Here is a 25,847-nt window from a genome sequence, read left to right as displayed (position 1 = left end):
GGGGCAGCGAGACTTGCGAACCTGTTCGCTAGTCGCAGCGGGGTGGGCAAAGCCGGCGGCAGGACCTCGCTTCGCTCGAGCCCACCCCCAACCCCTCCCGCCTGCGGGAGGGGGGATCAAATGCGCCACGGCGGATATCTCCGATACTCGCCCGCCTGATAGAGGCAGAGGCGGTTCCCCGCCGGATCGCTCAGCCGCGCCTCGCGCCAGCCCCATTCCTCGTCCTGCGGCATCTGCTCGAACTGCACCCCGCGCCGCGCGAGATAGGCAACCCACGCATCGAGCGCACCGCTCTCCAGATAGGTCGTCGCCCCGCCCGCCGCGCCGTCGCCGACATGGATCGACAGCGTCACGCCGTTTGCCGCCTCGAAGCGCGCGTACCCATTGCCGGGGCTATCGACGATCTGCGTGAGCCCCATCTGTTTGTAGAAGGCGACCGACGTCGCATAATCGTTTGCGGGCAAGGTGATCTGGTTGAGCGCCGGGCCGGTGAACAGCCCGTCGTTGCGCACGAACTGCTGCCCCATCGGGCCATGCCCGCTCCCCAGCCCCGGCGCGCCCATCAGCGCGAGCCGCACGAAATCGCGCGCCCGCGCAACCGCGGGTTCGAGCGGCATACCCTGCGCAAGTCCCGTCGCGATCGCGCTGGCCAGCGTACAGCCCGTGCCGTGCGTGCTTGTCGTGTCGATGCGCGGCGCCTCCCAGCGCGCAACCTCGCCCTCGCCGGTTTCGAGCAGGCGGTCGATCACCGTCTCGCCCTCGCCGTGCCCGCCCTTGATCAGCAGCGAACAGCCATGCGCCAGCACCGCCTCCTCGCCGCCGAGCGCTGCGAGTTCGGGCAGGTTCGGCGTCGCGACCATCCCGCGGTCGAGCAAAGCCTTGAACGCCGCGATCGTCGCGTCATCGGCGAGCGCCGATCCGCTTGTCGCCACCATCACCGGATCGAAGACGACCGCCGCGTGCGCAAGGTCGGACTTCGTCAGCCGCTCGGCGACCGCGGCGGCCGTTTCGGCGCTGCCGATCATGCCGATCTTCACCGCATCGACGCCGATATCGGCCACCACGCTGTCGATCTGCGCGAGCACCATCTCGGTCGGGATCGGGTGGACGCCCTGCACGCCCAGCGTATTCTGCGCGGTGATCGCAGTGATCGCGGTCATCGCGTGACCGCCCAGCATCGTCACCGCCTTGATGTCGGCCTGGATTCCCGCACCGCCCCCGCTGTCGGAACCGGCGATGATCAGAACGCGTGCGGTCACAACGCATCTTTCCATTCAGCGTCACCCTGAACTTGTTTCAGAGTCCATGGCCCGACGATCCCTTCAACACGGCGTTGACCGAGGGGATAGGCCATGGATGCTGAAACAAGTTCAGCATGACGACGGGTGGAAGAAATCAACGTTTGAACTTCCGCTCCGTCGAGGCGGGGAATTTCGCGAGCGCCGCGCCTTCGCGCAGCGGCCGGTCGAGCAAATCGCCGCCGCAATTGGGGCATCGCTCGTCGAGCTTGTCGGCACAATCGGCGCAGAAGGTGCATTCGAACGAGCAGATGAACGCGCCGTGGATATCCGCGGGCAGGTCGCGGCCGCAGCGTTCGCAATCGGGTCGCATTTCAAGCATGGTATTTTCCTTCCAGTTCCGTCCGTACGGACGGGATGATTCATCAGGCGGCCGCCACGCGCACCGCGTCGCAGATCAAATCGACGACCCGCTCGACCTGGCCGGCGTCGTCGCCCTCGGCCATGACACGGATCACCGGTTCGGTTCCCGACGCCCGGATGACGAGGCGTCCGCGTCCGTTCAGCGCCGCTTCGCCCTCGGCGATCGCCGCCTGCACCTGCGCGTTATCCAGCGGCTTGCCGCCCGCGAAGCGGACATTCTTCAAAAGCTGCGGCACGGGATCGAACTGGTGCAGCAGTTCGCTCGCGGGCTTCCCCGCGGATACCAGCTCGGCCAGCACCTGCAGCGCCGCCAGCGTGCCGTCCCCCGTCGTCGCATGGTCCGACAGGATCATATGCCCCGACTGTTCGCCGCCGACATTGAAGCCGCCGCTCTTCATCCGCTCGAGGACATAACGGTCGCCGACCTTCGTCCGTTCGAGGGTCAGTCCTTCGCCCTGAAGGAAGCGCTCGAGCCCCAGGTTCGACATCACCGTCGCAACGACGCCGCCGCCCTTCAGCCGCCCCTGCCGCGCCCAGCTCGCGCCGATCAGCGCCATGATCTGGTCGCCGTCGACAATCGCGCCCTTTTCATCGACGATGATCAAGCGGTCGGCATCGCCGTCGAGCGCGACGCCGATGTCGGCGCCGCTCGCGACCACGGTTTCCTGCAACAGGCCCGGCGCGGTCGACCCGCATTGGGCGTTAATGTTCGTGCCATTGGGCTCGACCCCGATCGCGACGACGTCGGCGCCCAGCTCCCAGAACACCGTCGGCGCGCTGTTGTACGCGGCGCCGTTCGCGCAATCGAGCACCATCTTCAGCCCGTCGAGCCGAACCGATTCGGGCAAGCTCTGCTTCACCGCGTGGATATAGCGGCCGCGCGCGTCGTCGATGCGCTTGGCGCGCCCGATATGCGACGGGTCGGCAAGGCGCGCTTCCTGCGTCAGCAGGAACTCGATCTGCATCTCGTCCTCGTCCGACAGCTTGTAACCGTCGGGGCCGAACAGCTTGATGCCGTTGTCGAGAAACGGATTATGACTCGCCGAAATCATCACGCCCAGATCGGCGCGCATCGACCGCGTCAGCATCGCGACCGCCGGGGTCGGCATCGGCCCGACCTGCACCACGTCCATGCCGACGCTGGTGAACCCCGCGACGAGCGCGTTCTCGAGCATATAGCCCGACAGACGCGTGTCCTTGCCGATCACGACGCGATGCTTGTGGTCGCCGCGCAGGAAGTGTGCGCCCGCCGCCATTCCGACACGCATCGCGGTTTCCGCGGTCATCGGAGCCCGGTTGGTCAGCCCGCGAATCCCGTCGGTTCCGAAAAACTTGCGCATGGCACCTCTGCTACCTAATCCGGTGGGCAGGACAAGAGCCCACCCGTAATACCGGACGGCCCTAGGTCACCCATTTTGGCTTGGCAAGCTGGCCGGGACCGGCTCCGGGAGAATCGAACTTGAAATCGGCATGGATCATCCTTTCGGCGCTCGTCGTCGGCATGTTGCTGGGGGTCGCGGTCGAAAGCCTGTCTCCCGCCGCCGGAACCGCCAGCCTCCCCTATGTCGAGACCGCCGGGCTGCTCTGGCTCAACGCGCTGAAGATGACGATCATCCCGCTGATCGTCGCGCTCCTCATCACCGGAATTACCGCGACCGCCGATGCGGCGCGCGCGGGCAAGCTCGCGGGCCGCGCCGTCGCGATCTTCATTGCCGGCAACCTGATCGCGGGGCTGATGACCCTGCTCCTGCTGCCGCTCCTGCTCCGCGCCTTTCCGATGTCGGCCGCCGCCGCCGAGGGGCTGCGCCACGGACTCGGCGGCCACACCGAAACCGCCGCATCGCCGACCTTCGCCGACTTCATCCTCGGCCTGATCCCCACCAACCCGATCGCCGCCGCCGCCGAAACCTCGATCCTGCCGCTGATCGTCTTCACGACGATCTTCGCCTTCGCGATCACGCGCGTCGGCACGGCGGAGCGCGCAACCCTGTCGGGCTTCTTCAAGGCGCTCGGCGACGCGATGCTCGTCGTCATCGGCTGGGTGCTCGCGCTTGCGCCGATCGGCGTCTTCGCGCTCGGCTATGCGCTCGCGGTCAAGGCCGGGGTCGCAGCGTTCGGCGGCCTGCTCCACTATGTGCTGATGCTTTCGATGATCGGAACCGGCACGATCATCCTCGCCCTGCTGCTCGCGGTCTTCGTGGTCGGCGTCTCCTTGCCGCGCTTCGTCCGCGCGATGGTCCCGACCTTCGCGGTCGCGCTCAGCACGCAAAGCTCGCTCGCCAGCCTGCCCGCAATGCTCCGTGCCTCGGCCGAGCTCGATGTCGATCCCAAGAAAGCCGACATTGTCCTGCCGCTCGCGGTGGCGCTGTTCCGCTTCACCAGCCCGGCGATGAACCTCGCGGTCGTCATCTATGTCGCCTGGTTGTTCAACATCGAGCTGACCCCGTGGGAGATGGCGGTCGGCCTCGCCGTCGCGCTCGCCGCGGCGCTCTCGTCGGTCAGCCTTCCCGGTTCGATCAGCTTCGTCACCTCGATCGCGCCGATCGCGATCGCGATGGGGGTTCCGGTCGCGCCGCTCGGCCTGCTCGTCGCGGTCGAAACCTTCCCTGACATCTTCCGCACCCTCGGCAATGTCGTCGCCGATGTCGCCGCAACCAAATATGCCGCCGATGGTGTAGAAGAGGATGCATCCCCCGCAGGAGTCGTTTCATGAAATATCGCACCCTCGGCCACGGCCTCGAAGTTTCCGCGATCGGCATCGGCTGCATGCCGATGATCAAGGGCGGCAACATCCTATATGGCGAGGCGGCCGACCTCGATGAATCGACGCGCACGATCCACCGTGCGATCGACCTTGGCGTCACCTTCTTCGACACCGCGCAAATCTATGGCCCCTTCACCAACGAGGAGCTGCTCGGCGAGGCGATCAGGGGCAAGCGCGACGGCCTCGTCATCGCCACCAAATTCGGTTTCAAGTTCGACGGCAAGCAGATCGTCGGCGTCGACGGCAGCCCCGAGAATGCGCGCCGGTCGTGCGAGGGCTCGCTCCAGCGGCTCGGCATCGACACGATCGACCTTTTCTATCAGCACCGCGTCGATCCCTCGGTGCCGATCGAGGAGACGGTCGGCGGGATGATGGAGCTGGTGAAGGAGGGCAAGGTCCGCCACATCGCGCTATCCGAAGCCGGTCCCGAAACGATCCGCCGCGCCGCGAAGGCCGCCCCGATCACCGCGCTGCAGAGCGAATATTCGATCTGGGAACGCGACGTCGAAGAGGAAATCCTGGGAACCTGCCGCGACAACGGTATCGGCTTCATCCCCTATTCGCCGCTCGGACGCGGCTTCCTAGCGGGCACGATCCGCAGCCGCGACGAGCTGCCCGAGAATGACTGGCGCCGCAACGACCCGCGCTATTCGGACGAGAACCTGCCCGCCAACCTCGCGATCGTCGACGCCATCGCCGGGGTCGCCGCAAAGCATGGCGTCTCGAACGCACAGATCGCGCTCGCGTGGCTGCTCGCGCAGGGCGACGACATCGTCCCGATCCCCGGCACCAAGCGCCGCGTCACGATGGAAGACAGCGTCGCCGCCGCCGACGTGACGCTGACCGCCGACGACCTCGCCACGATCGACGCCGCAGCGCCGATGGGCGGGACAAGCGGGCCGCGCTATGGCGAAATGGGAATGCGGATGGTGCGGTTGTAGCGGCCGCTAGCGACCGAAATAAGCCGTCGCCCCCGCGCAGGCGGGGGCCGCTGTCGGTTTAAGCTGCGGCGCAGGAAAAGGCCGATGGCGGCCCGCGCCTGCGCGGGGGCGACGCAGTTGATACATCAGCTTCCCACCCCGAAGCCGCCTTCCCGCCTACTCCTTCCGATCCAGCCGGTCGCAAAGCTCGTCGACCTTCTCGCGCAGCTCATGAAATCGCATCTGGTCCAGCTTTTCGTGCAACCGCATGATCTCCAGCTCGGCGCGCAGGTTGATCTCATAATCGACGCTCGCGGTCAGCCGGTCCTTCGCCGCCTGCCGGTTCTGGCTCATCATGATGATCGGCGCCTGCACCGCCGCGAGCGTCGAGAGCATAAGATTCAGAAAGATGAACGGATAGGGGTCGAACGCCAGCCCGAAACGCTGCAGCACCTCCGAATTGAGCAGCATCCAGCCGAACAGCACCAGCGTGAAGACAATGATGAAGCCCCACGAACCGCCGACCGCCGCGACACGATCGGCCAGCCGGTCGCCGCGGCTCGCCTGCGCGTCGCCAAGGTCCGCCGCATCGCGGCTGCTGGGGGCCCGTGCGGCGATGGCCTCGAGGACGCGGCTTTCCTCTATATCCAGATCGTCATAGGCGCGGCCAAGCAGCCGCAGCGACAAATCGTTGAGATGCGCGGTGCTGTTCATGCACCTCCTATCCCACCCAGCGCCATATCCCGGCAACCATGAAGCCCAGCGCGCCGTGCGCCCATGTCGCGGCAAGCCACAGAACGATCCCGCCGAGCAGCGCATGGCCGCGCGGCAGGGCATCGCCCCACGGCGTCGTACCTGCAACCTGGCGCGCAAAAGGCACGAAGCTGGTCCGCGCCGCCCAGTGCCTCCAACTGTCGCCCATCAGCCGCGCCTTCTTCGCATCCTGTCCGGCCGATCCGACGAGCGCGAGGAAGGCGATCGTCGCCGACAGCACGATCTGCCCCGGCGTCGGCATCACCAGCGCGTGCGCGAGCGCCCACAGGGTGAACCCCCACATCATCGGGTGCCGGGTGATCGCAAAAACGCCGCGCGGCGCCGCCTGCGCTGCGGCCGCGGCGTTTGGCGCCGGCATCGCCGGATTGCCGATCAGCGATCCCATGAACAGGATGCTAGCGACCAGGACGAGCAGCGACGCGAGGATCCAAAGCGGATCGTCGACGGCCCACAGCGGCGGCTCGGGCGGCATCCCGCGCCATGCCTGCACGATCAGGACGAAGGTGGCGATCGCGACGATCGAATAGACGATCATGAAGCCGCGCTCGCCAAGCCGCCCGGCAAGCCCAGGACGCATCGGATGCGACAGCAGCAGGTGCGAACCGACGAACAGCGCGCAGGTCGTGATCAAAAGCGACATGGGTTGCATTGGACGCCCCCTCTCCCTTTGGCGCCATTCCCTTCAAATCGTCACCCCCGACGAAGGCCGGGGTCTCACCCGCGCAGTCGACGGGCCGCGATGACGAAATGGGGACGAACGCCCGCAACCATTATAATCACCGATCATATGCCTTCGGCAATGCCCCTTCGGTCGGGGTCAGGTAGCGATCGCGCAGCCGGTCCTGCCGCGTGACGAGCGACTGGCGCTTGCCATCGATCCACACCATCGTCGGACGGCTGCCGAGTTCGAGCGGGTCATTGTCCCAGATCACGATATCGCCCGCGCGCCCCGCGCGCAGCGACCCGATCGCGCCGTCCATCCCCACCGCCTTCGCGGGCACGCTGCTGATCGCGGCGAAGGCCTGATCCCATGTCAGCCCGCTCGCGCCCGGCAGCTTCGACAGCCCGACCAGATTGCCGGCATATTGGGTGGTATATCCCATCTTGTGCGCATCGTCGTCGTCGAACACGCCGACCGACACCTCGACCCCTGCCGCCTTCAGCCGCCCGGCGTTCGACTGCGTCGCGCCGAGCTGCTCGAAACTGCCGGGCAGGTCGGTGAGCGGCGAGACCAGCACCGGCACCTTGGCCGCCGCGATATCGCGCGCGACCAGCCAGCCCTCGGTCGCGCCGACGAGCACCAGCTTCAGCGCCGGGAATTCGCCCTTGAGCTTCAGCACGTTCAGGATATCCGCCGCGCGGTCGACGCGCACGAACAGCGGCGTCGTGCCATTGATCACGCGCACCAGCGCCTCGGCATCGGCGCGCTGGATCAGCGAATCATTGCTCCATTCGGCCAGCGTCGCCGGGTTGCGGGCATAGCTGCGCGCCGCCAGCAATTGCTCGCGGAACAGCAGGAAGGTCGCGGCGCGGCTGCCGCCGGCCTTCGCCGACCCGTCCTCGCCGAACGCGACGAACTGCAGCGCGCGCGGGCGCGTCACCATGTCGTTGTCGTCGCCAAGGTCGACGACCGCGCCCTGCCCGGCGAACAAATTGCTGCTGCTGCCCGGCGCGACGATCGCGCGCGTCACGCCCGCGGCGCGATTGACCGCGATCGGCGATCCCATCGGGTTGAGCGCGGGCGCGATATCGAGCCCCGCCGAGAAGCGCGACCGCGTCGCCGACCGATCGTTGGTGCCGGCAACGGCATCGACCTCGACCAGCCCGACGCGGCTGAACGCCGCGACGATGCCCGGCGTCACATAATGGCCGCCCGCATCGACGCGCTCGATCCCCGCAGGCACCGCCACACCGCGGCCCGCCGCGACGACCTTGCCGCCGCGCACGACGACGGTGCCGCCCTCGATCGGCGCGCTGCCGTCGCCGATGACGAGCTTCGCATTGGTGATCGCGACGTCCTGCGCCGCAGCGGGAAGCGCGACCAGCGCGGCGGCGGACAGAAGGAGTGCGCGCATCATTTCACATCCCCTTCGCCCGGCTGGCCGAGCTCGAAGTCGGTCACCGGACGCCGTTTCGGGTCCATCGCGTCGAACATCAGCGCACCGTCGATCCAGACCTTTTCGGGCCGCGTATAGACGCTGAACGGATTGCCGTTCCACAGCACGACGTCGGCCATCTTGCCGGGCTTCAGGCTGCCCGTCTTGTCCCCGATGCCGAGCGCCTTCGCCGGGTTGATCGCGAGCCAGGTCCATGCCTGTTCGTCGCTGATTTGCATCCCCATGCGGCGGCCCGCGGCGAGCGCTTTCGCGGCTTCCTGATTGAGCCGCTGGATCTGGTTCGCATCGTCCGAATGGACGATCGTGCAGGCGCCTTCCTTGTACATCAGCGCGATATTCTCGGGCACCGCGTCATAGGCTTCCATCTTGAAGCCCCACCAGTCGGCCCACATCGCGGCGCAAATGCCTTCCTTCTTGAGCAGGTCGGCGATCTTGTACGCCTCGACCGCGTGGTGGAACGCCGCCACCTTGTATCCGAACTCGTGGCTCATATCGATGACGATCGCCATTTCGTCGGCGCGGTAGCAGTGGTTCTGCACCAGAATCTCGCCCGACAGCACGCCAGCCAGCGTTTCCATCGCCAGGTCGCGGTCGACCGCTTTCCCCTCGTCGAGTTTCTTCTTGTAGGCCGCCGCCTTCGCCCAGGTCTGGCGATTGACCGCCAGATTGCCCATGCGGGTCGAGGGCATGCGCCCCTTGGCGCCATAGACGCGCTTCGGATTTTCGCCGCACGCCATTTTCAGGCTGTACGGCGCGCCCGGGAACTTCATGCCCTGCATCGTGCGCGCGGGCACATTCTTGAGCACGACCGAGCGGCCGCCCATCAGATTGGCGCTGCCCGGCAGGATCTCCAGCGTCGTCACCCCGCCATTCGCGAGCGCGCGGGTAAAGCCCGGGTCCTGCGGCCAGACGCTATGCTCGCTCCACACCTCGGGCGTGGTGGGCGAGGTCGCCTCATTGCCGTCCGAATGCGCGTCGACCGCCGGCGAGGGATAGTCGCCGAGGTGGCTGTGGATGTCGATCACACCCGGCGTCACATATTTGCCCGTCCCGTCGACGACATCGGCGTCGGTCGGCACCTCCAGATCGGGGCCGCCGACCGCCAGCACCTTGCCGCTCGACAGCACCACCGTGCCATTGTCGAACCGCCCGCCCTCGCCGTCGAAGATCGTCGCGCCCTTCACGACGGTCAGCCGCGTCGGATATCCCTTGTAGGTCGAGGGATAGGGATCCTTGTCGAACTTGACCGGCTTTTCGGCCGCGGCGGTGGCGGGCTTGTCGCCCGCCGATTTCGGCGCCTCGCCGCCCGCCGCGCAGCCGACGAGCGCCAGCGACACCGCAGCCAGCAGGCCGCCCTTCACGCTCCCGACCATCGATTACGCCCCCTTCGGTTCGGGGTGGATGCCCGCGGCCTGCGGCTCGGCCTCGCCGACACCGGCCAGGCCCTCGTCGCGGTCGCGCAGCGTGTCGAGGTGCATCCAGCGCTTGACGATCGGGCTGACCAGCAGCACCGCGACCGCGGCGCCAATCGCGATCCAGCCGAACATCTCATAGATTTCGAGCAGCTTGGCCTTGCTCATCTCGCCGCCATGGCCGCCGGTCGCCTCGCCGATCTTGCCGGCGACGAAATTGCCGACCGCGGTCATATAGAACCACGCGCCCATGATGAGCGACGCGAGATAGGACGGCGCCAGCCGGTTCATCGCCGACAGGCCGACCGGGCTGAGGCAGAGCTCGCCGGTCGTGGCGAGGAGATAATAGAGGAAGACGAACAGCACCGGCGTCATCGCCGCCACGCCGAACGCTTCGGCGCCCCAGACGAGGACGAGGTTGGCAAGCCCCATCTGCGCCAGCGCCATGCCGAATTTCGCGGGGGCCGACGGCTCCATGCCGCGCTTGCCGAGCCATTGCCACAGCCCCGCGAAGAAGGGGGCGAAGAGGATGATGTAGATCGGATTGATCGACTGGAAGATCGAGGCGGGAACCGCGCCGCGGTCGACATAGCGGTCGGTGAACAGGTTCATCGACCCGCCCGCCTGTTCGAACAGGCCCCAGAACAGCGGGTTGAGCGCGATCAGGAACAGGATGGCGAACATGCGCTCGCGCGGCTCTTTCTCCAGCTTGAAGCTTTCGTAAAGGACATAGCCGAGCAGCGCGATGCCCGAGACCGCGAGCAGCGACTGGATGACGTCCTGATACTGGACGAGCGCCCAGATCACCGCGACTGCGGCAAAACCGATGCCGTAAAGTGTCCATTCGCGCGACTTTGCGAGCGGCGCGGGCGCCTCGCCGGCGCCGAGGAGCGCGCTCTTGCCGAGGACGAAGACGACGAGACCGGCGAGCATGCCGATACCGGCAAGCCCGAAGCCATAGCCCCAGCCGATCCGCTGGCCGAGATAGCCGACGAGGATCGTGCCGAGCGCGGCGCCGACGTTGATGCCCATGTAAAAGATCGTATAGGCGCCATCGCGGCGGACGTCGGTGAGCCGGTAGAGCTGACCGACCATCACCGAAATATTGGCCTTGAGGAAGCCCGAGCCGACGATGATGAAGGCGAGCGCGGCCCAGAAGACGTTGATCGTCGCGTCCTCCTGCCCTCCGCCCCCTTCGACCGCCATCAGGCTATGCCCCGCTGCGAGCAGCAGGCCGCCGAACAGCACGGCTTTGCGCTGGCCGAGGTACCGGTCGGCGAGATAGCCGCCGAGAACCGGGGTGATGTAAACGAGGCTGGTATAGGCGCCGTAGATCAGGTTCGACTTGCTGTCGCTGAACAGCCAGTGCTGGGTCAGGTAGAAGATCAGGATCGCGCGCATGCCGTAATAGGAAAAACGCTCCCACATTTCGGCGAAGAAGAGCATGTAGAGGCCCTTGGGATGGCCGGCGAACTCCGGTTTCTTGCTGCCGGCGATCAGCGCACCGATGCTCAGAAACACCGCGAGGACGACGAGTGCGATGACCGCGATCCAGTCACCCTCGTCCCACATACCCATAGATTTCATTGAAACGCGTCCCTTTTCCCGGATGTTTTTGCCGCGGCTTTCCGCCGCGCGAATGGGGCAACCTAGCGCGAAAATTGCTCAAGGGAAGAATCTAATTGCGCGTGAAACTATGTTGCGCTTGCCGTCAAAATTATTGCGAACCGTTCGCAACACTTGCGAAAGCGTGCAAAGGCGCCCAAATGCGCTGCATGTTCAACGACACCTCCTCGCTCCGCGCACACCTCGCCACCCGCCGCTCGGGAAAGGCACGCGACATGGTCGCCCCCGGCCCCGACGCCGGGCAGCTCCATGACATCATCGCCCTCGCCTTGCGCACCCCCGATCATGGCAAGCTCGCGCCGTGGCGCATCGTCACGATCGCCGACGACCGGCGCGAGCGTTTCGCCACCGTGCTCAAGGACGCATGGGTGGCGGAGAATCCCGGTGCCGCGGGGATGGACCTGTCGGCGCTCGACCAGTTCGCGCATCAGGCGCCGAGCCTCGTCGTGCTGATCTCGACCCCGGTGCCGGGTGCGAAGATTCCGGTCTGGGAACAACAGATGTCGGCGGGCGCGGTCGGCATGAATCTGCTCCATGCCGCGCATGCGCATGGCTTCGTCGGCAGCTGGCTGACCGGCTGGGCCGCGTACAGCCCCAATGTGGCGAAAGCTTTCGGAGTCGCCGACGGCGACACGATCGTCGGCTATTTCTTCTTCGGAACCGCCGCCGCCGACCTCTCGGAGCGTCCGCGACCCGAATATGACGACGTCGTAAGCGCTTGGGATATTTAATTTCAATGTTGACGATGTTTTGCTAATTTTCGCGATTTGACTGTGCTGCTGTCTTATGGCATTAAGGCGCCATGCTCGATCAGTCCAAACCCGTCTATCAGCGTCTCCGCGACGTGATCGCCAACGCCATCCTTGATGGCACATACAGCGATGGCGATATGCTCCCGTCGGTGCGGTCGCTCGCGGCGGACGAGGGCGCGAACCCGCTGACGGTTGCGAAGGCCTATCAGACCTTTCAGGACGAAGGGCTCGTTACGGTAAAGCGCGGGGTCGGCATGTTCGTCGCCGATGGCGCGACCGACCGGCTGCGCACGCTGATGCGCGAGGATTTCCTGACCAACGTCTGGCCGCCCGTCGCGCAGCAGATGCGCCGCATCGGCCTCGACGCGCGCACCCTGCTCGACCTGACCGAGGCCTGACGTTTCTTTCTGCCGTGCGGTGGTGAGCGGAATTTCGTCACCCCGGACGTGATCCGGGGTCTAGAAGGTCCGCGCTCCAGTGGATTCCGGATCAAGTCCGGGATGACGCGAAAAGTCATAACCTCCCCTCCCGCAGGCGGGAGGGGCAGCGAGGCTTGCCAGCTTGCTGGCTAGCCGCAGCGGGGTGGGCATAACCGCACCGTCGCCGGCCCACCCCCAACCCCTCCCGCCCGCGGGAGGGGAGACGAACGGCCGCAGCTGCTTGTAGCGCGGCGAGAGGTTCTGGAGTCTCGGACAAGAGGTTCTGGAGCACTGGCATCACCGTTCATGGACACCCTGTAGCGCCGCGGCGCCCTTGCCGCCAGTGATGATCAGCTCCCGCGCCGCCGTCGCCTTGCCGCTGACCGTATAGTCCAGCTCCACCTCCTCGATCGCGCTGCAGGCGAATAGCTCGCGGATCTCGGGCCGGTCGTTGATCGACAGGATGAAGCGACCTTCGACGGCTTCTAAGAGGTCTCTCAGACGGGTGAAATCGGCGCGTGAGAAGACACCCTCCCCATAGTCGTCCTCATTGCCGAAATAAGGCGGGTCACAATAGAAGAGCGCGCCTGGGCGATCATAGCGCCGGATCAGCTGATCGAACGGAAGGCGCTCGATATGGACACGCGCAAGCCGATCGTGCGCGGCCTCCAGCAGCGGCACCAGCTTTGTCAGGTCGAAGCGCGCCGGCCCCGTCTTGGTCGTGCCAAAATTACGGCCGGTGACCTTGCCCCCGAAGGCGAGCCTCTGGAGATACAGAAAGCGAGCCGCGCGCTCGAGGTCGGTCAGGGTATCCGGATCGACCCGCATCAGCCGTTCGAAGTCGTCCCGGCTCGCGAGCTGCCATTTCAGCGTGTCGAGGAACTGCTGGTAATGCCGCTGCAAGATGCGGAACAGCGTGACGACATCCCGCGAGATATCGTTGATGACCTCGACCTTGGGCCGCCGATCGCGGCGGTGGAAAACGCCGCCCATGCCCATGAAGACGTCGGCATAGAGATCGTGCGGCGTGGCGTTGATGATCTGGACCAAGCGCGGCGCCAGCTTCTTCTTCCCGCCGATGTATCCGGCGACGGGCCGGGTCGGAGCCACAGGCTCCATATGCGTCAATTCTTCGTTCACATTCGCTACCTATCGCAGCCCCTGCCGGCTGGCCGGCGGGGGAACGGAGCGATGCCGCGGCATCGCGAGGTGCGGGGCCCAAACCCTGCGGTGACGGGCGTTGGCGCGCCCGTTGCCTCCCCCTTAAAGGAGCAGGCGGCATTCCGTGCTTCGTCGCGCCAGGAGCGCATCGAGCCCGGTCATCTCAAAAAAAACTCCCCGCGCCGACATACAGATCGGCCGCGCCTTCGGTGCCGACGAACAATTCGGCCTCGCTCATTGCGCCGACGTACATTGCCCCTTCCGATGATGGCGGCTTGACCAGCGGCATTGTGGTGACGTGGCCATGAAGCGCGGATGCAGGCACGACGATCGAGCGGGCCGCAAGGATCGGCGAGGTCGTGAGATGGCCATGTCCGCCGCTTGCCACGACCACGCTGGTCCGCGCCGCGAGCGCGGGCGATGTCGCAGCGTGGCCGTGAAGGGCGCTGGCGGGCGATACTGTGCCCGCAACGCCGACGCTCGGCTGCGATGCCTCATGCCCATGTACGGCCGAAGCTGGGGCTACGGCGCTCTTGGCGGCGATCGTCGGAGCGCTAGCGGCATGCCCATGCGCGCTGTCTGCCGGGGCGATCGAGCTCCTTGCGGCGAGGGTAGGCGTCGTCGCACTGTGCCCGTGCCCGCTGGCCGCGGGCGATACGCTGCTTTTCGCCGCGAGCGTCGGCGACGTCGCGGCATGGCCGTGCGCTGCGTCAGCAGGTGATACCGACGATTTCGCGCCGAGCGTCGGGCTGGTCGCCGTATGAGCATGGGCCGCGCTGCCGACCGTGGCAGTCGGCGTCGTGGGGGCGCCGTCATCCCCCAGCGCCGCCCCGCCAAGCGGATACAAGCCCAGCATGTCAGAGCATCGCGATCAGGGCGAACGCGATCATCAGCGCGACCTGCTGGATGCGGATCGCGCGCATCGTCACGCCAGCGAGCTCGCCAGCGAGCCTGCCAGTCGGAACACCCCGTCGACCTGTTCGACCGACCAGTTTTCGGACTGCGCGGCGGCGGCGATCAACGGGTTGTCGCGGTCAATGGAGACGGCCCACTGCCACTTGATCTGCGCGGCCTTGGGCAGCGTCGCTACATAGGCCTCCACCTCGTCGAGCAGCCCCATCTGATCCAGCGCAATGCGGAAGTCAGCGGGCGAGACGCTTTGCGGGACGGGCCCCGGTTTGTCGGGATGCTCGGCACGAAATGCAGCCGCGACCGTCTCCTGATCCTCGCCCTCTTTCAATTCGCGACGCGTGCCATCGTCGGCAATGAGCATCGTCCCTTCGGGGGTAAATTCGAGCCTCATGTCAGGTCACCTTGAACGTCAGGCAAGGCGCGTCCGCGCCCAAATAGGACGGCTCCCCGCCAATCGGTGAATACATCTCGCTCGCGGTGTCGGTGAACGTCGGAGCGGACCCGGTGAACGTTGCATTGGCCACCATCCCCGCTCCGAAACCACCGCCCCGGAGCAAGGCGCCGGCTGCTATGGCCATCATCACGGCGTTTGTAGTCCCATTGCACCGTCCGAAGCGGTAGGTGCCGTTGTTGGCCCAGAAACACGCCAGATACATGCCAGCCTCCAGAATGAGGCTAAGGCCGGTAATATCGATGTCGGTGCTTGCGGTTTCCGTGGTCAGGGCACCGCTGTCGTAAACCGGTGCGCCGAGCGGGTGGCCATTTGGCCCCATGCGATAAATGAGGATGCGCGTCTTGTGACCAGTGGTCGCGCCCGTCGCCATGTAGAAATGCAGGCTCTTGATCGAAACCCGGCGCAGGATCGGCCACGGAACAAGCTGCATCCGGTCAGCGACGGGAGCGTCGGCATCGTTCGTCTGGACCCAGCCAGACGGGCCGTACATCATCCCCGACCGATAGGCGGTCTTCAATCCCGGCAACTGATCGAAATCACGGGTGTTGGGCGAGATATACATGATCGCCGAGCCCGACAGGCTGATCGGCGAATTCGAGTTTGTCGAGCGCAGGCAATTACGGGTCAGCGTCGTGCCGCTCGATCCGGCCACCCCCCAGCCAACCTCGCGCGCCGAACCCTCTTCGATCACATAAGAATATTCTCGCCCGTCAACTCCTCCGCTGCCCGCAATAGTCAGAAAGCTGGCGATCGCCGTTCCGAGCGTCAGGGTGCCGGTGCCGGTCGACGTCACGTTGACCTTCACCATGTCGAGGAGGAAGGACATCGAACTACGCCGGATCTGCGATTTCGATTTTCCAGGCGCCGATGTCGACGGTGCCCGGATTGACGACGGCCTGCGGGGTCGTCGTCGTGAAATATCGCAGCGTCGTGTCCCCGGTCTTCAACAGCGCGATGCCGTTCACCGTACCCGACACGTCGACGACGACAGCCGACTTTGCCTGAATGCCGCGCTTTCGCCCGCTCGTATCGCCGTTCGCAAGCGCGTCGAAGGTCGGAACCACATCGGCAAGCGCATAGGTCGCATTGCCTTCGGCATAGGTCGCCGGCTGCGCCGAGCAGGCCGTCATGCGATCGGCGTCGGTCCACCAGTTGAGCGCCGCGTCGGCGCCGCTGTCGTTCATCCATTTAGGCATCGAGGTTCTCCACTCCGTCCCAGACGAAAGCCTGGGCCTCTTCGATCGTCAGGCCACGCGCCGCGGCGGCCCGCTCGGGCATCACGAAACGCCCTTTGTCGGGGCCGGTGCCCCAGACGGTGCAGGGATGGACGTCGCATTCGCCGATCGTGATGATGACGTCGGCCTCGCCGTCGCTGTCGGCCGCGATGCCCAGCGCCTTGAAAAAGGGCGCGGCGTCAGGGTCTTCGAACCCGTAGGTCGGGCCTGGTTGATAGTCGATCCGGCCATGCTTGTACCGGCGATCGAAAACAATCTTGTGCACTCTAAGTCTCCTTATTGCCCTGCCGGGCCCGGCGGGCCGTGCAGGATGTAGCGATACTGGTTGACGGTCGGCGGGGTGCCGAAGACGATCCTGACCGTGTCGTCGGTCGGCCGCTCGACGTTGGCGATGCGCGTCCGATAAGGCGGGGCATTCTCGATGACCTCGACCCCGACGTTGCGCGTCCCCAGGTCGTGGGTGATCGTGAATTCGGCGGCGACGCCGTCGCCCAGCGTCCCCTCGATCCATGTTGCCGATCGGCCAGCTGGGCCGATCGCGGCGGCCGCCGCCGTCGTGCAGGTCGCGGGAACGCGCCAGCGAAGGTTCGCGGCGCACGTCATGCCGGCACCGTCGCGGGCTCGACGCAACGGATCGGCAGCGGGTCGGTGACCAGCACCGTCCCGCCCGCGAAGGTCAGGCGCGCGTCGACGACATAACCGCCCGCCGGAACGAGGGCGCTCGCCTCGTCCGACAGGGTCAGCGTCCACCCAGCCGGATCGCCTTGCCCCTCCGAAGCGCGCGCAGCTATTTCGAAGGAAGCGACCTTCGGCTTGCCGACCGGATGAACCTTCGGTGGCGTGAGAATTCCCCGGCGCAGATCGGCTGTAATCGCCACGACGTCGGCAGCGATTGTGCCATCAACGTCGTCGAGCAGGATCGTCCAGGTCTCGCCGCGCCTCAATGAAGGGATCGTCGACATCTCGATCAGTCGGCTTTGTTCGCGGCGATCGCCGCCTCGGCCGGGCCGACGTCGATGAAGAATTCGTCGTCCTGGGCGACGGTGACACCCTGGTCTTCAAAAACCTTGCGGGTGTCGGCTTCGTCGGGCCAGGCAGCGATGATCGCGTCCTTGTCGAGCGTATATTTCGTCCGGACGAAGCGCGATGAGCCAATCCAGCGCAGGCTGCGGAGATATTCGACGATCGCTTCGACCTTCGTGCCGCGCGGCAGGCGCACCGACTTGTTGCCGAGGCGGGTGCCGATCTTCGCGCCGGCGAGCTCGGCCGACCGCTTCTTGCCGGCCATGCGCGCGGCGCCCCCGGCTTCCCACCATGATTTCAACGCGGCGAACCGCTCACGCTGAAGCGGGGCACATTCGGCAACGAGCGCGTCGTGAACAGCCTTCGCTTCCGCGGCGATCCTGTCGGCTTCCTCGGCTGATATGCGGATCGTCCGCTCGACCTCGCCATAGGTGGCGATCAGCGCGATCGCGCCCTCGTCGGTCGCGGGTACCGCCAAGGCGGCCTGCTTGCGGCGGCTCATAGCAGTTCTCCATTCTCGCCCAGCCACAGCGGACGCGGCGGCCACAGGTTCGTCGTGTCGGCCGGGAGCAACGGCTCGACCTCGGCGGGAAAGTCTCGCAGCGCGGCGCGCCAGGCGAGCAGTTCCGCGCGGCGATCGTCGGCGATCGGATAGTCGGGCACGGTGACCATCGGGTCGGTCGCGGCGAGCAGGCGATCGCGGCGGGCGCGGATCGCGGCGATCTGTTCCTGGGCGGTCGACGGCGCGGGATCGATGGCGACGACGCGATCGACCTGCACGGCAATAACCTTGCCCTCGCCCTGCGCGGCCATCAGCCGTTCCCATTCGGCCTTGCTGATCAGCTTTGCATCGGGCGGAATCCGGCACAGCGGGTTGGGCAGGAACTTCGGCTGGCGGCCGGCCTTGATCTGCCGCTCGGTCAGCGTCTCGGCGATCATGCGCGCGCCGTGGATCGCCTCGTTATAGAAACCGCCGGTCGAGGGGCTGAAATAATGGTCCATGTCGATCTCCTCAGTAGCCGATGGCCAGATAGGTGCCGGTTACGCCAACCCCGTCGGTCGCGTTGAAAACGGTCATGCCGCTGGCCGATTTGCCGCTGACGACGGGATTGTTGTCCTGGGCGCCATAGTCGAGGCGGCCGCCGGCGACGTCGGCGTGGACGCACATCGTGGGGAAAGTCGTCGGGAAGGTGACGCTGACCGAGCTGTTCGCGCCGACGCTGTAGGTACCCCACTGGATGATGAAGCCGAAGATGGTGACATAGCCGATGCCGGCGAGCAGGCGGCCGCCCGCGCCGCCCTGAAGCGCCAGCGGCGTCACCGCCTTGGTATCGTTGACCCCCGCCAGCACTTCGGCCGCGCTCGCCTTGGCCACGGTGATGACGCGATCGGCGGCAAGATCGCCGCCGCCCGTCGCCAGCCCGGCGCCGGTGACGGTGCGCGTCGTCGGTACCGCGCCGCCGCCGGCGCCCGCAGCGCCGACCGCGATCGCGAGAATGGCGGCATAGAGCTGTTCGTTGTTGTCAGGGTCGAGCGCGATACCGGCGAGCTCACACGCTCGGGCAATCTCCTCCTGCACCGAATTCATGAAGGCGGCGGTGACCATCGTGGCTTGCTGCCCGATGTTCGGATTGCCTTCGCTGAAGCGGTTGTCGACATGGCCGGGTCCGGCGATACGCTGCATTTTGGCCTCCTTAAGGCAGGGTGAAATCGAACCAGACGATGGGGTCGGGATCGATGTCGTAAGCAAAGATGACGGTGGAATGCGCCGGCGCCGCGCGGCGGATGATGCATTCGAGGTCGAGCGAGCCAAAGCCGACGAGGCGTTCGCCGACCGCGCTCTGCCCGACACGGAAATAGCGGATGGTAAGCCCGAAGCCGGCGTCGGCGGCGGGCGGCTGGACGTTGACCCGCCACACATGCGCCCAGCCTTCACCGCAAAGCCGGTCGCCGACGCCGCTTCCGACGCGGAAGGGCCGGAATTCGTCGACCGTGATCGCGAAGCCGATCGTCGCGGCCAGGTCGACGAAATAGCCGACCGTCTGGCCGCCGATCGCCGTGATCCGCGACTGGATGGCGGCGCGCCTTTCGGCGATGGAATCGGGCGCGGCGATACAGCTGTCGGGCAGGCCGGCGACGCGTTCCCAGTCGTCGAGCAGCTCGAGCGTGGTGCGGGGGTCGACCTCCTCGAGGAGATCGGAGACGCGGCCGTCGATGCGCGCCAGCTCCTCCGCCTTCGCGTGGGCAAGCTGCATCAGCGTGCTGCCATCCTCGCGCGGCCAGGCGCGGCCGTGGGGCAGCAGCGCGGCGAGCTGCGCCTGATAGGCATGCGCGCTGTGCGGCGCGATCTGGCTGGTCGACGGGGCCGTGCTCATAGGAACTCGATATCGCCCAGCACGGGCAGCGAGCCCGCCGGCGCCGTGGTGTTGAGCTCGGGCAGCTCCAGATCATGCGCGACCTCGCCCGCGGCGATCGACACCGCCTCGCGCAGCCGCGAAATGAAGATCGTGCCGCCGGGCTCTGCGTCGCGGGCGAAGAAGTCGAGCAGCTCGGCCTCGACGGCGGCGCGCGTTTCGGCGCTGTCGGGGATCAGCCGGATGCGAAGGTCGATCGGGAAAGGGTCGGGCGCAAAGACGACAAGGTCGGCCGTGACCGGGCGGCGCGGCTCGATCCACGCCTCTACCGCGTCAAGGTCCGCGGGCTGGGGCAGGATATCCTCGCGGCCGTCGAGAACGAAGGTCACTCCGACCGTGCCGACGCCCATCCACTGCGGGAACACCCATGCGCGCGTCACCTCGGGCACCTCCAGCGCCCAGCGTTCATAATCGCCCGCCGATCCGCCTGTCGGCGGGGTGCGGATGCGCGCGAGAAGACGGGTGCGCAGCGCCTCGTCATCCTCCTCGGCCGCGCCGCCGGTCAGCCCCGGCGCCTGCACCGCCGCCCCGGCGTTGACGCCCGCGATCGGCGCGGTGAAGCGCAGCACGGTGCCCGACGCGGTGTTACCGGCAGGTCCGCCCGCAACCTCCTCGACCGGGACGATCGTCGTGCCCAGGCCAAGGTTGACCGCGGCGGTGGTGACGAACTCGACATCGTCTTCGCGGAGCAGCGAGGTGCCGATCGGCACCGCTGTGCCCTGCACGCCGGTCAGGCCGACATTGCCCGCGGCGCCAACCGCGCCCTTGCGCGTCAAGCCCCAGATCGCGGCATGGCGGCCGAGAAGCTCTTCGTCGGCGGTGTCGGGCAGGATCTGGCGCGAGAGCCAGTCGACATAGCCATAGAGGCCGCTTGCGGCGCCGGCGTAGGACCGCGCGAGCACGTCGAGGACGCTGGCCGGCAAGCGGCTGTCGGCGCCTGGCAGGCGGCTGTCGAGATCGGCGCGGATGCGCTCGATCAGCGCGGTCAGCGTCGGACGAATGAAACTCACAGGCTGGCCTCCCACACGAAATCATAAACCTGCCGCGCGGGGCCGCTGGGGCGGTCGACGACGATTTTCAGCGCCAGCAGCTGGTTGCCGATGCGCGCTGCCTCGACGGTGAGCGCCGACACGATGCCGTCGTCCTTCAGCCAGGCGAGCGCCTCGGCCGCGTAGCCGCGGGCACGCTCGACGACGGGCGGGGTCAGCTTTTCGCGGCCGAGCAGCCACAGGCGCGAACCGAGCTCCCGCCCCGCGACAGGCGAATGGGCATTGCCCCACCATCCTCTGCGATCTGCGCCCTCGTCGGGCAGCGGATCGTCGGCGCGGGCGCGGGCGTCGGTGAACAGCGAGGCAATGATCGCGGTGCGCAGGCCGTCGTCGGTGACCAGGCGGCCGCCGTCGACCGCGATATCGCCGCCGAAGCTCTCGTTCGACCAGAGGAGCGCGATGTCGGTCATTTCGCCACCTTCGTGGCGATTGAGAGACCGAATTCGACGCTGTAGCTGCCATCCTTGCGAAAGCGGATTCTGACCGTCTCGCCGCGACCATAGGTCGCCTTCAGTCCGAGAACTCGGCCACCGGCACGTTCGCGCGTTCCAATAATCTGGGACGGCTTTCCCTTGAACACGTGACACGTCATTTTGCTAATCAGGGCGGCGGCATCGTCGAATGCGTCGCCTTTCTCGACTTCCCATCGGTAGGAAGAACGGCACGGCTGGCGAGATCGGTTTGCCCTGCGGCTCGCCCTGTTTGGCGTCTTCCCGCTCATTCCGCCGTCACCTTGTCGCTGCCGCTGATGATCTTGCCGGTTCCCAGGTCGACGTCGTCGCCGATCCGCGCGACCTTGGCGCCGCCGGCGCCGCCGAGCCGGATATCGTCGCTCTCGACGGTCACGGTTTCGGCGATGACCTCGACCTCGGGCGCCTCGACGGTGACCTTGTTCGGGCTTTCGATGCGGATGCCGTCGCGTTTCAGCACGACGATCTGGTCCAGATCGTCGAAGATCGCGACCTCGCCCTCGGCAAGCCCCTTCACGCGGTAGCGGCGATCCTCGACCTGGACGACGACGCCGTGGCTGCGCGTGCCGCCGACGAAGGCGACCAGCGCTTCGGCGCCGGGGTGCGGATGACTGGTGAAACCGTAGCCCTGAAAGCGCTCGACGCCATCCTGCACCTCGTCGGCGAGGAGCTCGAGCTGGAGCGCCTGCGCCTGCGCACCGTCGTTCACGGCCGCGATGACGGCGCGCCCGATCATCAGCTCGATGCGCCCGGCGAGCGGCGCCATCGCACGGCGAACGGCCTCCATCATGGTGCCCCCACTGCGGATGCGTCCGCGCTCTCGGAAACGGGCAGCAGGCTCCACGCCTCGGGCGGCGTGACGCTGAGCTCGGTCACCGTGCCGCGCTCGTCCATCACCAGCGCGACCTCGGTCACCAGCATCGTCCCCTCGATCTTCAGGAAGGGCGCGGTGACCCCGACGCGAAGGTCGGGCCGCCAGAGCTGGCCGTTGGGGGCGCGCCAACCGGCGACGGGGATCGTCCCGCGCTGTGCCTTCGCGGCGCGGGTCGACGCTTCCCAGGCGGCGCGCTTGCGCAGGTTGGCGGGGGTCGACTGATCCTCCGCAATGACCAGCATCGGGCGATAGCGGGTGATAGCGGGATCGCGGGCCTCGGCCTTGATCGAGGCCGCGGTCTTGCCGTTGACCTGGTCATCGCCCGATGCCTGCCCCTTGACGACATAGTCGCTGAAGCGATCCCGCGCACTGTGCTGGGCGCTGCTGTTCGGCAGGATATTCTCACCCTCGACGAGCTGCGCGACAATTTCGCCGGCGCCCGGACGGATCAGCTCGACCTGGCCCGCGGCATTCGACACGGCGAGCAGGCCGCGATAGCGCGCCAGGCGCTCGATTGCGGCGTGCACGGTCTCGCCCTGCTGCAGGGCGAAGCGCTTTACCTTCTCACCGGTGTCGGTGCGCGCGACGACATCGATGCCGAAGGGCTTGGCCAGCTCGGCGGCGATCGCCTCGATGCTCTTGCCCGTCCAGCTGCCCGGCTTGGCGATCGCCGAACAGTCGACCAGGTCTCCGGCGCGATCGCGGCCGCTGACCGTGATGCCATAGCCGCGATCGTCGATCTGCGGCGCGATGTCGTCGATGAAGCCGGTGATGACGGTCTCGCCGTCGATCTCGACGATGCAGGCGTCGCCGGTGCGGAGCGGCCAGCGGGGGGCATCGGTATATTCGCGGACGACGATCTCCAGCGTGAATTCGCCGCTGAGGCTCTCGATCGAGCGCGTGATGCGGATCGACGTCCAGCCTTCATAGCGCTGGCCGTTGATCTTCAGCGAGGCGCGCGGCGGGGCGGCGGGGTCAGCCATTGCGCACCTCCGCAACGATATCGAGGGCGGCGCCGCCGGGGACGAAGCCGGGATGGCGTACTCGGTTCATCGCGACGATCGCGTCGGCCTGGCTTTCCATCGTGCGGCCGAAGCCATGCAGGCGCTGCGCGATCACCAGCGACGGCTCAGTCGCGCGCGGGGTGTAGCGATAGCCGCGGGCGAGCCCCGCGCTGCGGGCACCGATATCGCGCGACAGCGCGGTGCGCAGCCGGTCGAACTGTTCGGCGCGCAGATCCTCGCCCGCGTCGGCGGCCGACAGCGCATGGGCGTCGAGGATTGCGGCGATGCGATCGCGCGTCGCGGTGGCGTCGCGCTGGTTAGTCCAGCGGATCGCCGCGACGGCGCTGACCAGCTCGGCGCCGGCGGCGGCGCGGACGAGGTGGACGAAGGCGTCCTGATTGTCGGCCTGCCGTGTGCGCGCAGGCGTCGCGCGCGGCACCGCGTCCAAACCAGCCCCGTAGCGGGCCAGCGGCTCAAGCGTGCGCAGCCGCGCGCGCGGCGCTGGCGACAGCGCGGCGACCGCAGCGACAAGGCCGACGATCGACTGCCCCAGCGCAAGCGGTGATCGAAGTAGCGACGCGGTACCGCCGGGAAGAAGGCGCAGGCCGGTCTCGAAGCTGCGCAGCGCCTGGCCGAGCCCGCCCGAGGACGCCGCGCCAAGCTCGGCCGCGATCGCTGCGGCCTCGACCAGGCTGGTGGCGGCATCCTCGACGAAGCCCGCGGCCTTGTCGATCGAGAAGCGGTCGGCGAACTGGACGGGAAGATCAGCGGTGAGCGACGAGGCGACCGACTGCGACAGAGCCGAGGTGTCGACGCTCGATGCGATCGGCTTGGCGGCGCCGCTCTCGCGAAACAGGATCGAAAAGCGGGCCATGCCGCCCTCTTCGGTCGTTTCTACGACGCGATAGTCATCGCAATAGACCTGGCTCTGCTTTCCGGTCCAGGGATCGACATAGGTGCCGGGGCCGAATGCCTCGAGCGCATCGATCAGGGCGTCGCGCCGGTCCATGTAATCGGGGCCGATGACGAAACAGTCGAGCTGCGCGTCGCGCGCCTTGCGACCGAGATCCTCGCCGACCGGATCGTCGCGGAACGGCAGCTCGTTGAGCGCGACCCGGCGCCCGCCAGTCTGCTCGCGCTGTTCGGTCTTGAAGGGGACGCCGCGGAAGCTGCCCTGCACATAGCGATCGCGCCACGTAGGGGTCTCGCCGGCGGGCGCCGGTACCGGCGCTTGCTGGGGAACGATTGCCATCAGCCGCGGCTCACCATCGCGCCGCCGCGATAGACCAGCGGCACCGCGGCATTCGCAGCGGTCATCTTGCCGGGACGGGCGGTAAGGCCGGGATCGGCCTTGATCCGAACCTCCATCGCGCCGCCGACCGAGACCTTCTGCGCGCCCGGCGTTCGCAGGAACGCGGGGTTCATGGGTTGGGTGCGGACGCCGCGGGCCGGCGCACGCGCAGCCGGCTTGGCGGTGGCCTTGGCGGGTGCCCGCGACGGGGCGCCGAAATCGAATAGAGTGGTGCGGCCGCGCAGATAATCGCCCCAACCGGCGCCGCCAAGCTGCCAACGGTCAATCTGCTTGTCGAAGTTCGCCCAGGCACTGTCGATTGCGCGCACGGCGTTGGCGACCTTGCCCAGCAGACGGATGATCTCGACGCACGCCTTCGCGACCGAGGCGAGGTCGCTGATGAAACTGCCGATATCGGCGTCGTTGACGCCCTTTATGCTGTCGACGACCTTGCCCAGCCGATCCGAGATCATCTTCGCCCAGCGGTCGATCGAGCCGTCGTCCAGCTTGCCGTTCAACCACTCGAGCACGCCCTGAAGCTTGGCCTTCACCTTGTCGAACACGCCCGCCTGGCCAACGCGCAGCGTGAAGTCGGTCCAGCCGTCCTTCAGGTTGGCGAGGATGCCTTTCATCGTGCCCGCCTGGCGATCCATCTGGCCGCCGAATCGGTCGGACCAGATGCCGGTGATCGCGTCCTTCATCTCCGCCGCACTCTTCGACGTCTGGCGGGTGATCTCCTTGCCGTTCTTCATGTAGGTGAAGGCGACCCGGTTGCCCTCGACGCGGGCGCGGATACCGAATTCCTTCAGTCGCTCGAATTCTCCGGTTTGTGCGTCGGCAAGCGCCTCGACCGCCTGCATCACGTCCTTCGACATGCCGGCGGCGGCGTCGCCGGCGGCGGCGAGCGAACCGTCGAGCGGATCGATGCCATAGGCCTTCAGCTTCACGAAGGCCTGCATGACCTGGTCAAGCTCATAGGGCGTGCGCTTGGCGAACTTGCGCACCCAATCGAGCGACTGCCTTGCTTTCGTCGCCGATCCTTCCAGCCCCTCGAGCATGATCTGATACTGCTCGAAATCGGCGGTGTTGGTGATCGCGCCGCCAAACAGGGCGCCGGTCGCCAGTGCGCCCATCGCGACGGTGAACTGGCCCGCCCGCACCATGAGGCCGCCGAGCTGGCGGATAGTGAAGCCGATCGCGCGTCCGGTGGCATAGCCTGCCTTTTCGACCGCCCGCAGGCCCATCGGTCCCGCGAGGCGGCGGACGCTGGTGAACAAACGCGCGCCGAGCCGGTTGCGCATCGTGTCGGCCGACCGCGACGCCTTGTCCATGCCGCGACCGGCGACTGCGCCGGCGCGCCCGAGATCGCGCGCCGACTTGCCCAGCTCGCGCAGATCGCGGCGCGCCTCGCGCCCCGGCTTCGACAGCCGGTTCACCATTTCCACGATCATGGCGAACTTCAGCGCCATCTAACGCTCCACCCTTTCGCCGGCTTCCGCCTTGGCGGTCCATTCG

Annotated in this window: 31 protein-coding genes; 4 read left to right on the top strand and 27 right to left on the bottom strand. The window is 67.0% G+C overall.

Annotated features, from left to right (window positions below; translation table 11 throughout):
• Positions 1-116: 116 nt before the first annotated feature.
• The 3 genes from thiD to glmM all read right to left on the bottom strand — a co-directional run bounded on the left by thiD (position 117) and on the right by glmM (position 3,001).
• Positions 117-1,259, bottom strand: coding sequence for a bifunctional hydroxymethylpyrimidine kinase/phosphomethylpyrimidine kinase (gene thiD / locus ATE64_RS12195; RefSeq protein ID WP_058457199.1), 1,143 nt, complete (start codon positions 1,257-1,259; stop codon positions 117-119).
• 136 nt (positions 1,260-1,395) lie between these two features.
• On the bottom strand, positions 1,396-1,620 hold the full coding sequence (locus ATE64_RS12190) for a DUF1272 domain-containing protein (protein ID WP_058457200.1): 225 nt from the start codon (positions 1,618-1,620) through the stop codon (positions 1,396-1,398).
• Positions 1,621-1,663: 43 nt separating this feature from the next.
• Entirely contained in the window at positions 1,664-3,001 is a 1,338-nt protein-coding gene (gene glmM, locus ATE64_RS12185; protein ID WP_058457201.1) for a phosphoglucosamine mutase, read from the bottom strand.
• A 119-nt stretch (positions 3,002-3,120) separates the two neighbouring features.
• Between glmM and ATE64_RS12180 the strand changes: the two genes are divergently transcribed.
• Both ATE64_RS12180 and ATE64_RS12175 read left to right on the top strand, forming a co-directional pair.
• Positions 3,121-4,374, top strand: coding sequence for a cation:dicarboxylase symporter family transporter (locus ATE64_RS12180; RefSeq protein WP_082657724.1), 1,254 nt, complete (start codon positions 3,121-3,123; stop codon positions 4,372-4,374).
• Positions 4,371-5,366 (top strand): aldo/keto reductase, encoded by a 996-nt coding sequence (locus ATE64_RS12175; RefSeq protein WP_058457202.1) that lies wholly within the window; start codon positions 4,371-4,373, stop codon positions 5,364-5,366. Before ATE64_RS12180 ends, ATE64_RS12175 begins: the two co-directional genes overlap by 4 nt.
• Before the next feature lie 156 nt (positions 5,367-5,522).
• On the opposite strand, the gene ATE64_RS12170 is transcribed toward ATE64_RS12175, so the two are convergent.
• The 5 genes from ATE64_RS12170 to ATE64_RS12150 form a co-directional block, all read right to left on the bottom strand.
• Positions 5,523-6,059, bottom strand: a complete 537-nt coding sequence (locus tag ATE64_RS12170) for a DUF1003 domain-containing protein (RefSeq protein ID WP_058457203.1) — start codon at positions 6,057-6,059, stop codon at positions 5,523-5,525.
• Positions 6,060-6,066: 7 nt separating this feature from the next.
• The gene (locus ATE64_RS12165; RefSeq protein WP_331458614.1) at positions 6,067-6,759 is read right to left on the bottom strand and encodes an NnrU family protein; all 693 of its coding nucleotides are present in this window, start codon (positions 6,757-6,759) and stop codon (positions 6,067-6,069) included.
• A 136-nt stretch (positions 6,760-6,895) separates the two neighbouring features.
• Positions 6,896-8,197 (bottom strand): amidohydrolase family protein, encoded by a 1,302-nt coding sequence (locus tag ATE64_RS12160; protein ID WP_197410141.1) that lies wholly within the window; start codon positions 8,195-8,197, stop codon positions 6,896-6,898.
• Positions 8,194-9,609 (bottom strand): amidohydrolase, encoded by a 1,416-nt coding sequence (locus ATE64_RS12155; RefSeq protein ID WP_082657723.1) that lies wholly within the window; start codon positions 9,607-9,609, stop codon positions 8,194-8,196. Before ATE64_RS12155 ends, ATE64_RS12160 begins: the two co-directional genes overlap by 4 nt.
• 3 nt (positions 9,610-9,612) lie before the next feature.
• Positions 9,613-11,235 carry a peptide MFS transporter gene (locus tag ATE64_RS12150; protein ID WP_058457205.1) on the bottom strand — a complete coding sequence of 541 codons (1,623 nt, stop codon included), beginning with the start codon at positions 11,233-11,235 and terminating at the stop codon, positions 9,613-9,615.
• A 188-nt stretch (positions 11,236-11,423) separates the two neighbouring features.
• Between ATE64_RS12150 and ATE64_RS12145 the strand changes: the two genes are divergently transcribed.
• Together ATE64_RS12145 and ATE64_RS12140 are read left to right on the top strand one after the other, a co-directional pair.
• The gene (locus ATE64_RS12145) at positions 11,424-12,005 is read left to right on the top strand and encodes a nitroreductase (protein WP_058457214.1); all 582 of its coding nucleotides are present in this window, start codon (positions 11,424-11,426) and stop codon (positions 12,003-12,005) included.
• A gap of 71 nt (positions 12,006-12,076) precedes the next feature.
• Positions 12,077-12,424, top strand: a complete 348-nt coding sequence (locus ATE64_RS12140) for a GntR family transcriptional regulator (RefSeq protein ID WP_058457206.1) — start codon at positions 12,077-12,079, stop codon at positions 12,422-12,424.
• A gap of 318 nt (positions 12,425-12,742) precedes the next feature.
• Here ATE64_RS12140 and ATE64_RS12135 read toward each other — a convergent pair whose 3' ends face one another.
• The 19 genes from ATE64_RS12135 to ATE64_RS12050 all read right to left on the bottom strand — a co-directional run bounded on the left by ATE64_RS12135 (position 12,743) and on the right by ATE64_RS12050 (position 25,801).
• Positions 12,743-13,585: a DNA adenine methylase gene (locus ATE64_RS12135; RefSeq protein ID WP_331458613.1), complete on the bottom strand. Its 843-nt coding sequence runs from the start codon at positions 13,583-13,585 to the stop codon at positions 12,743-12,745.
• A gap of 184 nt (positions 13,586-13,769) precedes the next feature.
• Positions 13,770-14,462, bottom strand: coding sequence for a hypothetical protein (locus tag ATE64_RS12130; protein ID WP_058456192.1), 693 nt, complete (start codon positions 14,460-14,462; stop codon positions 13,770-13,772).
• A gap of 69 nt (positions 14,463-14,531) precedes the next feature.
• A complete protein-coding gene (locus tag ATE64_RS12125) occupies positions 14,532-14,909 on the bottom strand; it encodes a hypothetical protein (RefSeq protein WP_058456191.1) in 378 nt (125 codons plus the stop codon).
• Position 14,910: 1 nt separating this feature from the next.
• Entirely contained in the window at positions 14,911-15,798 is an 888-nt protein-coding gene (locus tag ATE64_RS12120) for a hypothetical protein (RefSeq protein WP_058456190.1), read from the bottom strand.
• A 4-nt stretch (positions 15,799-15,802) separates the two neighbouring features.
• Positions 15,803-16,168, bottom strand: coding sequence for a hypothetical protein (locus ATE64_RS12115; RefSeq protein ID WP_156416581.1), 366 nt, complete (start codon positions 16,166-16,168; stop codon positions 15,803-15,805).
• Complete coding sequence (locus ATE64_RS12110) at positions 16,161-16,472, bottom strand: hypothetical protein (RefSeq protein WP_058456188.1); 312 nt, start codon at positions 16,470-16,472, stop codon at positions 16,161-16,163. Before ATE64_RS12110 ends, ATE64_RS12115 begins: the two co-directional genes overlap by 8 nt.
• Positions 16,473-16,483: 11 nt before the next feature.
• Positions 16,484-16,810 carry a hypothetical protein gene (locus ATE64_RS12105; RefSeq protein WP_058456187.1) on the bottom strand — a complete coding sequence of 109 codons (327 nt, stop codon included), beginning with the start codon at positions 16,808-16,810 and terminating at the stop codon, positions 16,484-16,486.
• Positions 16,807-17,169: a hypothetical protein gene (locus tag ATE64_RS12100; RefSeq protein ID WP_058456186.1), complete on the bottom strand. Its 363-nt coding sequence runs from the start codon at positions 17,167-17,169 to the stop codon at positions 16,807-16,809. The genes ATE64_RS12105 and ATE64_RS12100 overlap by 4 nt, the downstream gene beginning before the upstream one ends.
• A 5-nt stretch (positions 17,170-17,174) precedes the next feature.
• On the bottom strand, positions 17,175-17,732 hold the full coding sequence (locus tag ATE64_RS12095) for a host-nuclease inhibitor Gam family protein (RefSeq protein WP_058456185.1): 558 nt from the start codon (positions 17,730-17,732) through the stop codon (positions 17,175-17,177).
• Positions 17,729-18,232, bottom strand: coding sequence for a phage tail assembly chaperone (locus ATE64_RS22100; RefSeq protein ID WP_058456184.1), 504 nt, complete (start codon positions 18,230-18,232; stop codon positions 17,729-17,731). Before ATE64_RS22100 ends, ATE64_RS12095 begins: the two co-directional genes overlap by 4 nt.
• A 10-nt stretch (positions 18,233-18,242) precedes the next feature.
• Entirely contained in the window at positions 18,243-18,914 is a 672-nt protein-coding gene (locus ATE64_RS12085; RefSeq protein WP_058456183.1) for a hypothetical protein, read from the bottom strand.
• A gap of 10 nt (positions 18,915-18,924) precedes the next feature.
• Positions 18,925-19,605: a putative phage tail protein gene (locus ATE64_RS12080; protein ID WP_058456182.1), complete on the bottom strand. Its 681-nt coding sequence runs from the start codon at positions 19,603-19,605 to the stop codon at positions 18,925-18,927.
• Positions 19,602-20,654, bottom strand: a complete 1,053-nt coding sequence (locus ATE64_RS12075; RefSeq protein WP_058456181.1) for a baseplate J/gp47 family protein — start codon at positions 20,652-20,654, stop codon at positions 19,602-19,604. The genes ATE64_RS12080 and ATE64_RS12075 overlap by 4 nt, the downstream gene beginning before the upstream one ends.
• Positions 20,651-21,103 carry a phage GP46 family protein gene (locus ATE64_RS12070; RefSeq protein WP_058456180.1) on the bottom strand — a complete coding sequence of 151 codons (453 nt, stop codon included), beginning with the start codon at positions 21,101-21,103 and terminating at the stop codon, positions 20,651-20,653. The genes ATE64_RS12075 and ATE64_RS12070 overlap by 4 nt, the downstream gene beginning before the upstream one ends.
• On the bottom strand, positions 21,100-21,414 hold the full coding sequence (locus ATE64_RS21675; RefSeq protein WP_156416579.1) for a hypothetical protein: 315 nt from the start codon (positions 21,412-21,414) through the stop codon (positions 21,100-21,102). The genes ATE64_RS12070 and ATE64_RS21675 overlap by 4 nt, the downstream gene beginning before the upstream one ends.
• Positions 21,411-21,953: a phage baseplate assembly protein V gene (locus ATE64_RS12065; RefSeq protein ID WP_197410140.1), complete on the bottom strand. Its 543-nt coding sequence runs from the start codon at positions 21,951-21,953 to the stop codon at positions 21,411-21,413. Before ATE64_RS12065 ends, ATE64_RS21675 begins: the two co-directional genes overlap by 4 nt.
• Positions 21,950-23,020 (bottom strand): phage baseplate assembly protein, encoded by a 1,071-nt coding sequence (locus ATE64_RS12060; protein ID WP_058456178.1) that lies wholly within the window; start codon positions 23,018-23,020, stop codon positions 21,950-21,952. The genes ATE64_RS12065 and ATE64_RS12060 overlap by 4 nt, the downstream gene beginning before the upstream one ends.
• Complete coding sequence (locus ATE64_RS12055; RefSeq protein ID WP_058456177.1) at positions 23,013-24,293, bottom strand: DNA circularization N-terminal domain-containing protein; 1,281 nt, start codon at positions 24,291-24,293, stop codon at positions 23,013-23,015. Before ATE64_RS12055 ends, ATE64_RS12060 begins: the two co-directional genes overlap by 8 nt.
• Entirely contained in the window at positions 24,293-25,801 is a 1,509-nt protein-coding gene (locus ATE64_RS12050; protein ID WP_058456176.1) for a tape measure protein, read from the bottom strand. Before ATE64_RS12050 ends, ATE64_RS12055 begins: the two co-directional genes overlap by 1 nt.
• Positions 25,802-25,847 lie beyond the last annotated feature (46 nt).

The sequence above is a fragment of the Sphingopyxis sp. H073 genome, assembly GCF_001468395.1.
Lineage (GTDB): Bacteria > Pseudomonadota > Alphaproteobacteria > Sphingomonadales > Sphingomonadaceae > Sphingopyxis.
Note: the sequence above shows the minus strand (reverse complement) of the source record. Positions and strands in the feature narration are given on the sequence as shown.

Bases quoted from the DNA above. Each gene is read 5' to 3' on its own strand.
- ATE64_RS12190 (WP_058457200.1), bottom strand. From the start codon at position 1,620: ATGCTTGAAATGCGACCCGATTGCGAACGCTGCGGCCGCGACCTGCCC.
- glmM (WP_058457201.1), bottom strand. From the start codon at position 3,001: ATGCGCAAGTTTTTCGGAACCGACGGGATTCGCGGGCTGACCAACCGG.
- ATE64_RS12175 (WP_058457202.1), top strand. From the start codon at position 4,371: ATGAAATATCGCACCCTCGGCCACGGCCTCGAAGTTTCCGCGATCGGC.
- ATE64_RS12170 (WP_058457203.1), bottom strand. From the start codon at position 6,059: ATGAACAGCACCGCGCATCTCAACGATTTGTCGCTGCGGCTGCTTGGC.
- ATE64_RS12165 (WP_331458614.1), bottom strand. From the start codon at position 6,759: ATGTCGCTTTTGATCACGACCTGCGCGCTGTTCGTCGGTTCGCACCTG.
- ATE64_RS12160 (WP_197410141.1), bottom strand. From the start codon at position 8,197: ATGATGCGCGCACTCCTTCTGTCCGCCGCCGCGCTGGTCGCGCTTCCC.
- ATE64_RS12155 (WP_082657723.1), bottom strand. From the start codon at position 9,609: ATGGTCGGGAGCGTGAAGGGCGGCCTGCTGGCTGCGGTGTCGCTGGCG.
- ATE64_RS12150 (WP_058457205.1), bottom strand. From the start codon at position 11,235: ATGAAATCTATGGGTATGTGGGACGAGGGTGACTGGATCGCGGTCATC.
- ATE64_RS12145 (WP_058457214.1), top strand. From the start codon at position 11,424: ATGTTCAACGACACCTCCTCGCTCCGCGCACACCTCGCCACCCGCCGC.
- ATE64_RS12140 (WP_058457206.1), top strand. From the start codon at position 12,077: ATGCTCGATCAGTCCAAACCCGTCTATCAGCGTCTCCGCGACGTGATC.
- ATE64_RS12130 (WP_058456192.1), bottom strand. From the start codon at position 14,462: ATGCTGGGCTTGTATCCGCTTGGCGGGGCGGCGCTGGGGGATGACGGC.
- ATE64_RS12125 (WP_058456191.1), bottom strand. From the start codon at position 14,909: ATGAGGCTCGAATTTACCCCCGAAGGGACGATGCTCATTGCCGACGAT.
- ATE64_RS12120 (WP_058456190.1), bottom strand. From the start codon at position 15,798: ATGTCCTTCCTCCTCGACATGGTGAAGGTCAACGTGACGTCGACCGGC.
- ATE64_RS12115 (WP_156416581.1), bottom strand. From the start codon at position 16,168: ATGCCTAAATGGATGAACGACAGCGGCGCCGACGCGGCGCTCAACTGG.
- ATE64_RS12105 (WP_058456187.1), bottom strand. From the start codon at position 16,810: ATGACGTGCGCCGCGAACCTTCGCTGGCGCGTTCCCGCGACCTGCACG.
- ATE64_RS12100 (WP_058456186.1), bottom strand. From the start codon at position 17,169: ATGTCGACGATCCCTTCATTGAGGCGCGGCGAGACCTGGACGATCCTG.
- ATE64_RS12095 (WP_058456185.1), bottom strand. From the start codon at position 17,732: ATGAGCCGCCGCAAGCAGGCCGCCTTGGCGGTACCCGCGACCGACGAG.
- ATE64_RS22100 (WP_058456184.1), bottom strand. From the start codon at position 18,232: ATGGACCATTATTTCAGCCCCTCGACCGGCGGTTTCTATAACGAGGCG.
- ATE64_RS12085 (WP_058456183.1), bottom strand. From the start codon at position 18,914: ATGCAGCGTATCGCCGGACCCGGCCATGTCGACAACCGCTTCAGCGAA.
- ATE64_RS12080 (WP_058456182.1), bottom strand. From the start codon at position 19,605: ATGAGCACGGCCCCGTCGACCAGCCAGATCGCGCCGCACAGCGCGCAT.
- ATE64_RS12070 (WP_058456180.1), bottom strand. From the start codon at position 21,103: ATGACCGACATCGCGCTCCTCTGGTCGAACGAGAGCTTCGGCGGCGAT.
- ATE64_RS21675 (WP_156416579.1), bottom strand. From the start codon at position 21,414: ATGAGCGGGAAGACGCCAAACAGGGCGAGCCGCAGGGCAAACCGATCT.
- ATE64_RS12065 (WP_197410140.1), bottom strand. From the start codon at position 21,953: ATGATGGAGGCCGTTCGCCGTGCGATGGCGCCGCTCGCCGGGCGCATC.
- ATE64_RS12060 (WP_058456178.1), bottom strand. From the start codon at position 23,020: ATGGCTGACCCCGCCGCCCCGCCGCGCGCCTCGCTGAAGATCAACGGC.
- ATE64_RS12055 (WP_058456177.1), bottom strand. From the start codon at position 24,293: ATGGCAATCGTTCCCCAGCAAGCGCCGGTACCGGCGCCCGCCGGCGAG.
- ATE64_RS12050 (WP_058456176.1), bottom strand. From the start codon at position 25,801: ATGGCGCTGAAGTTCGCCATGATCGTGGAAATGGTGAACCGGCTGTCG.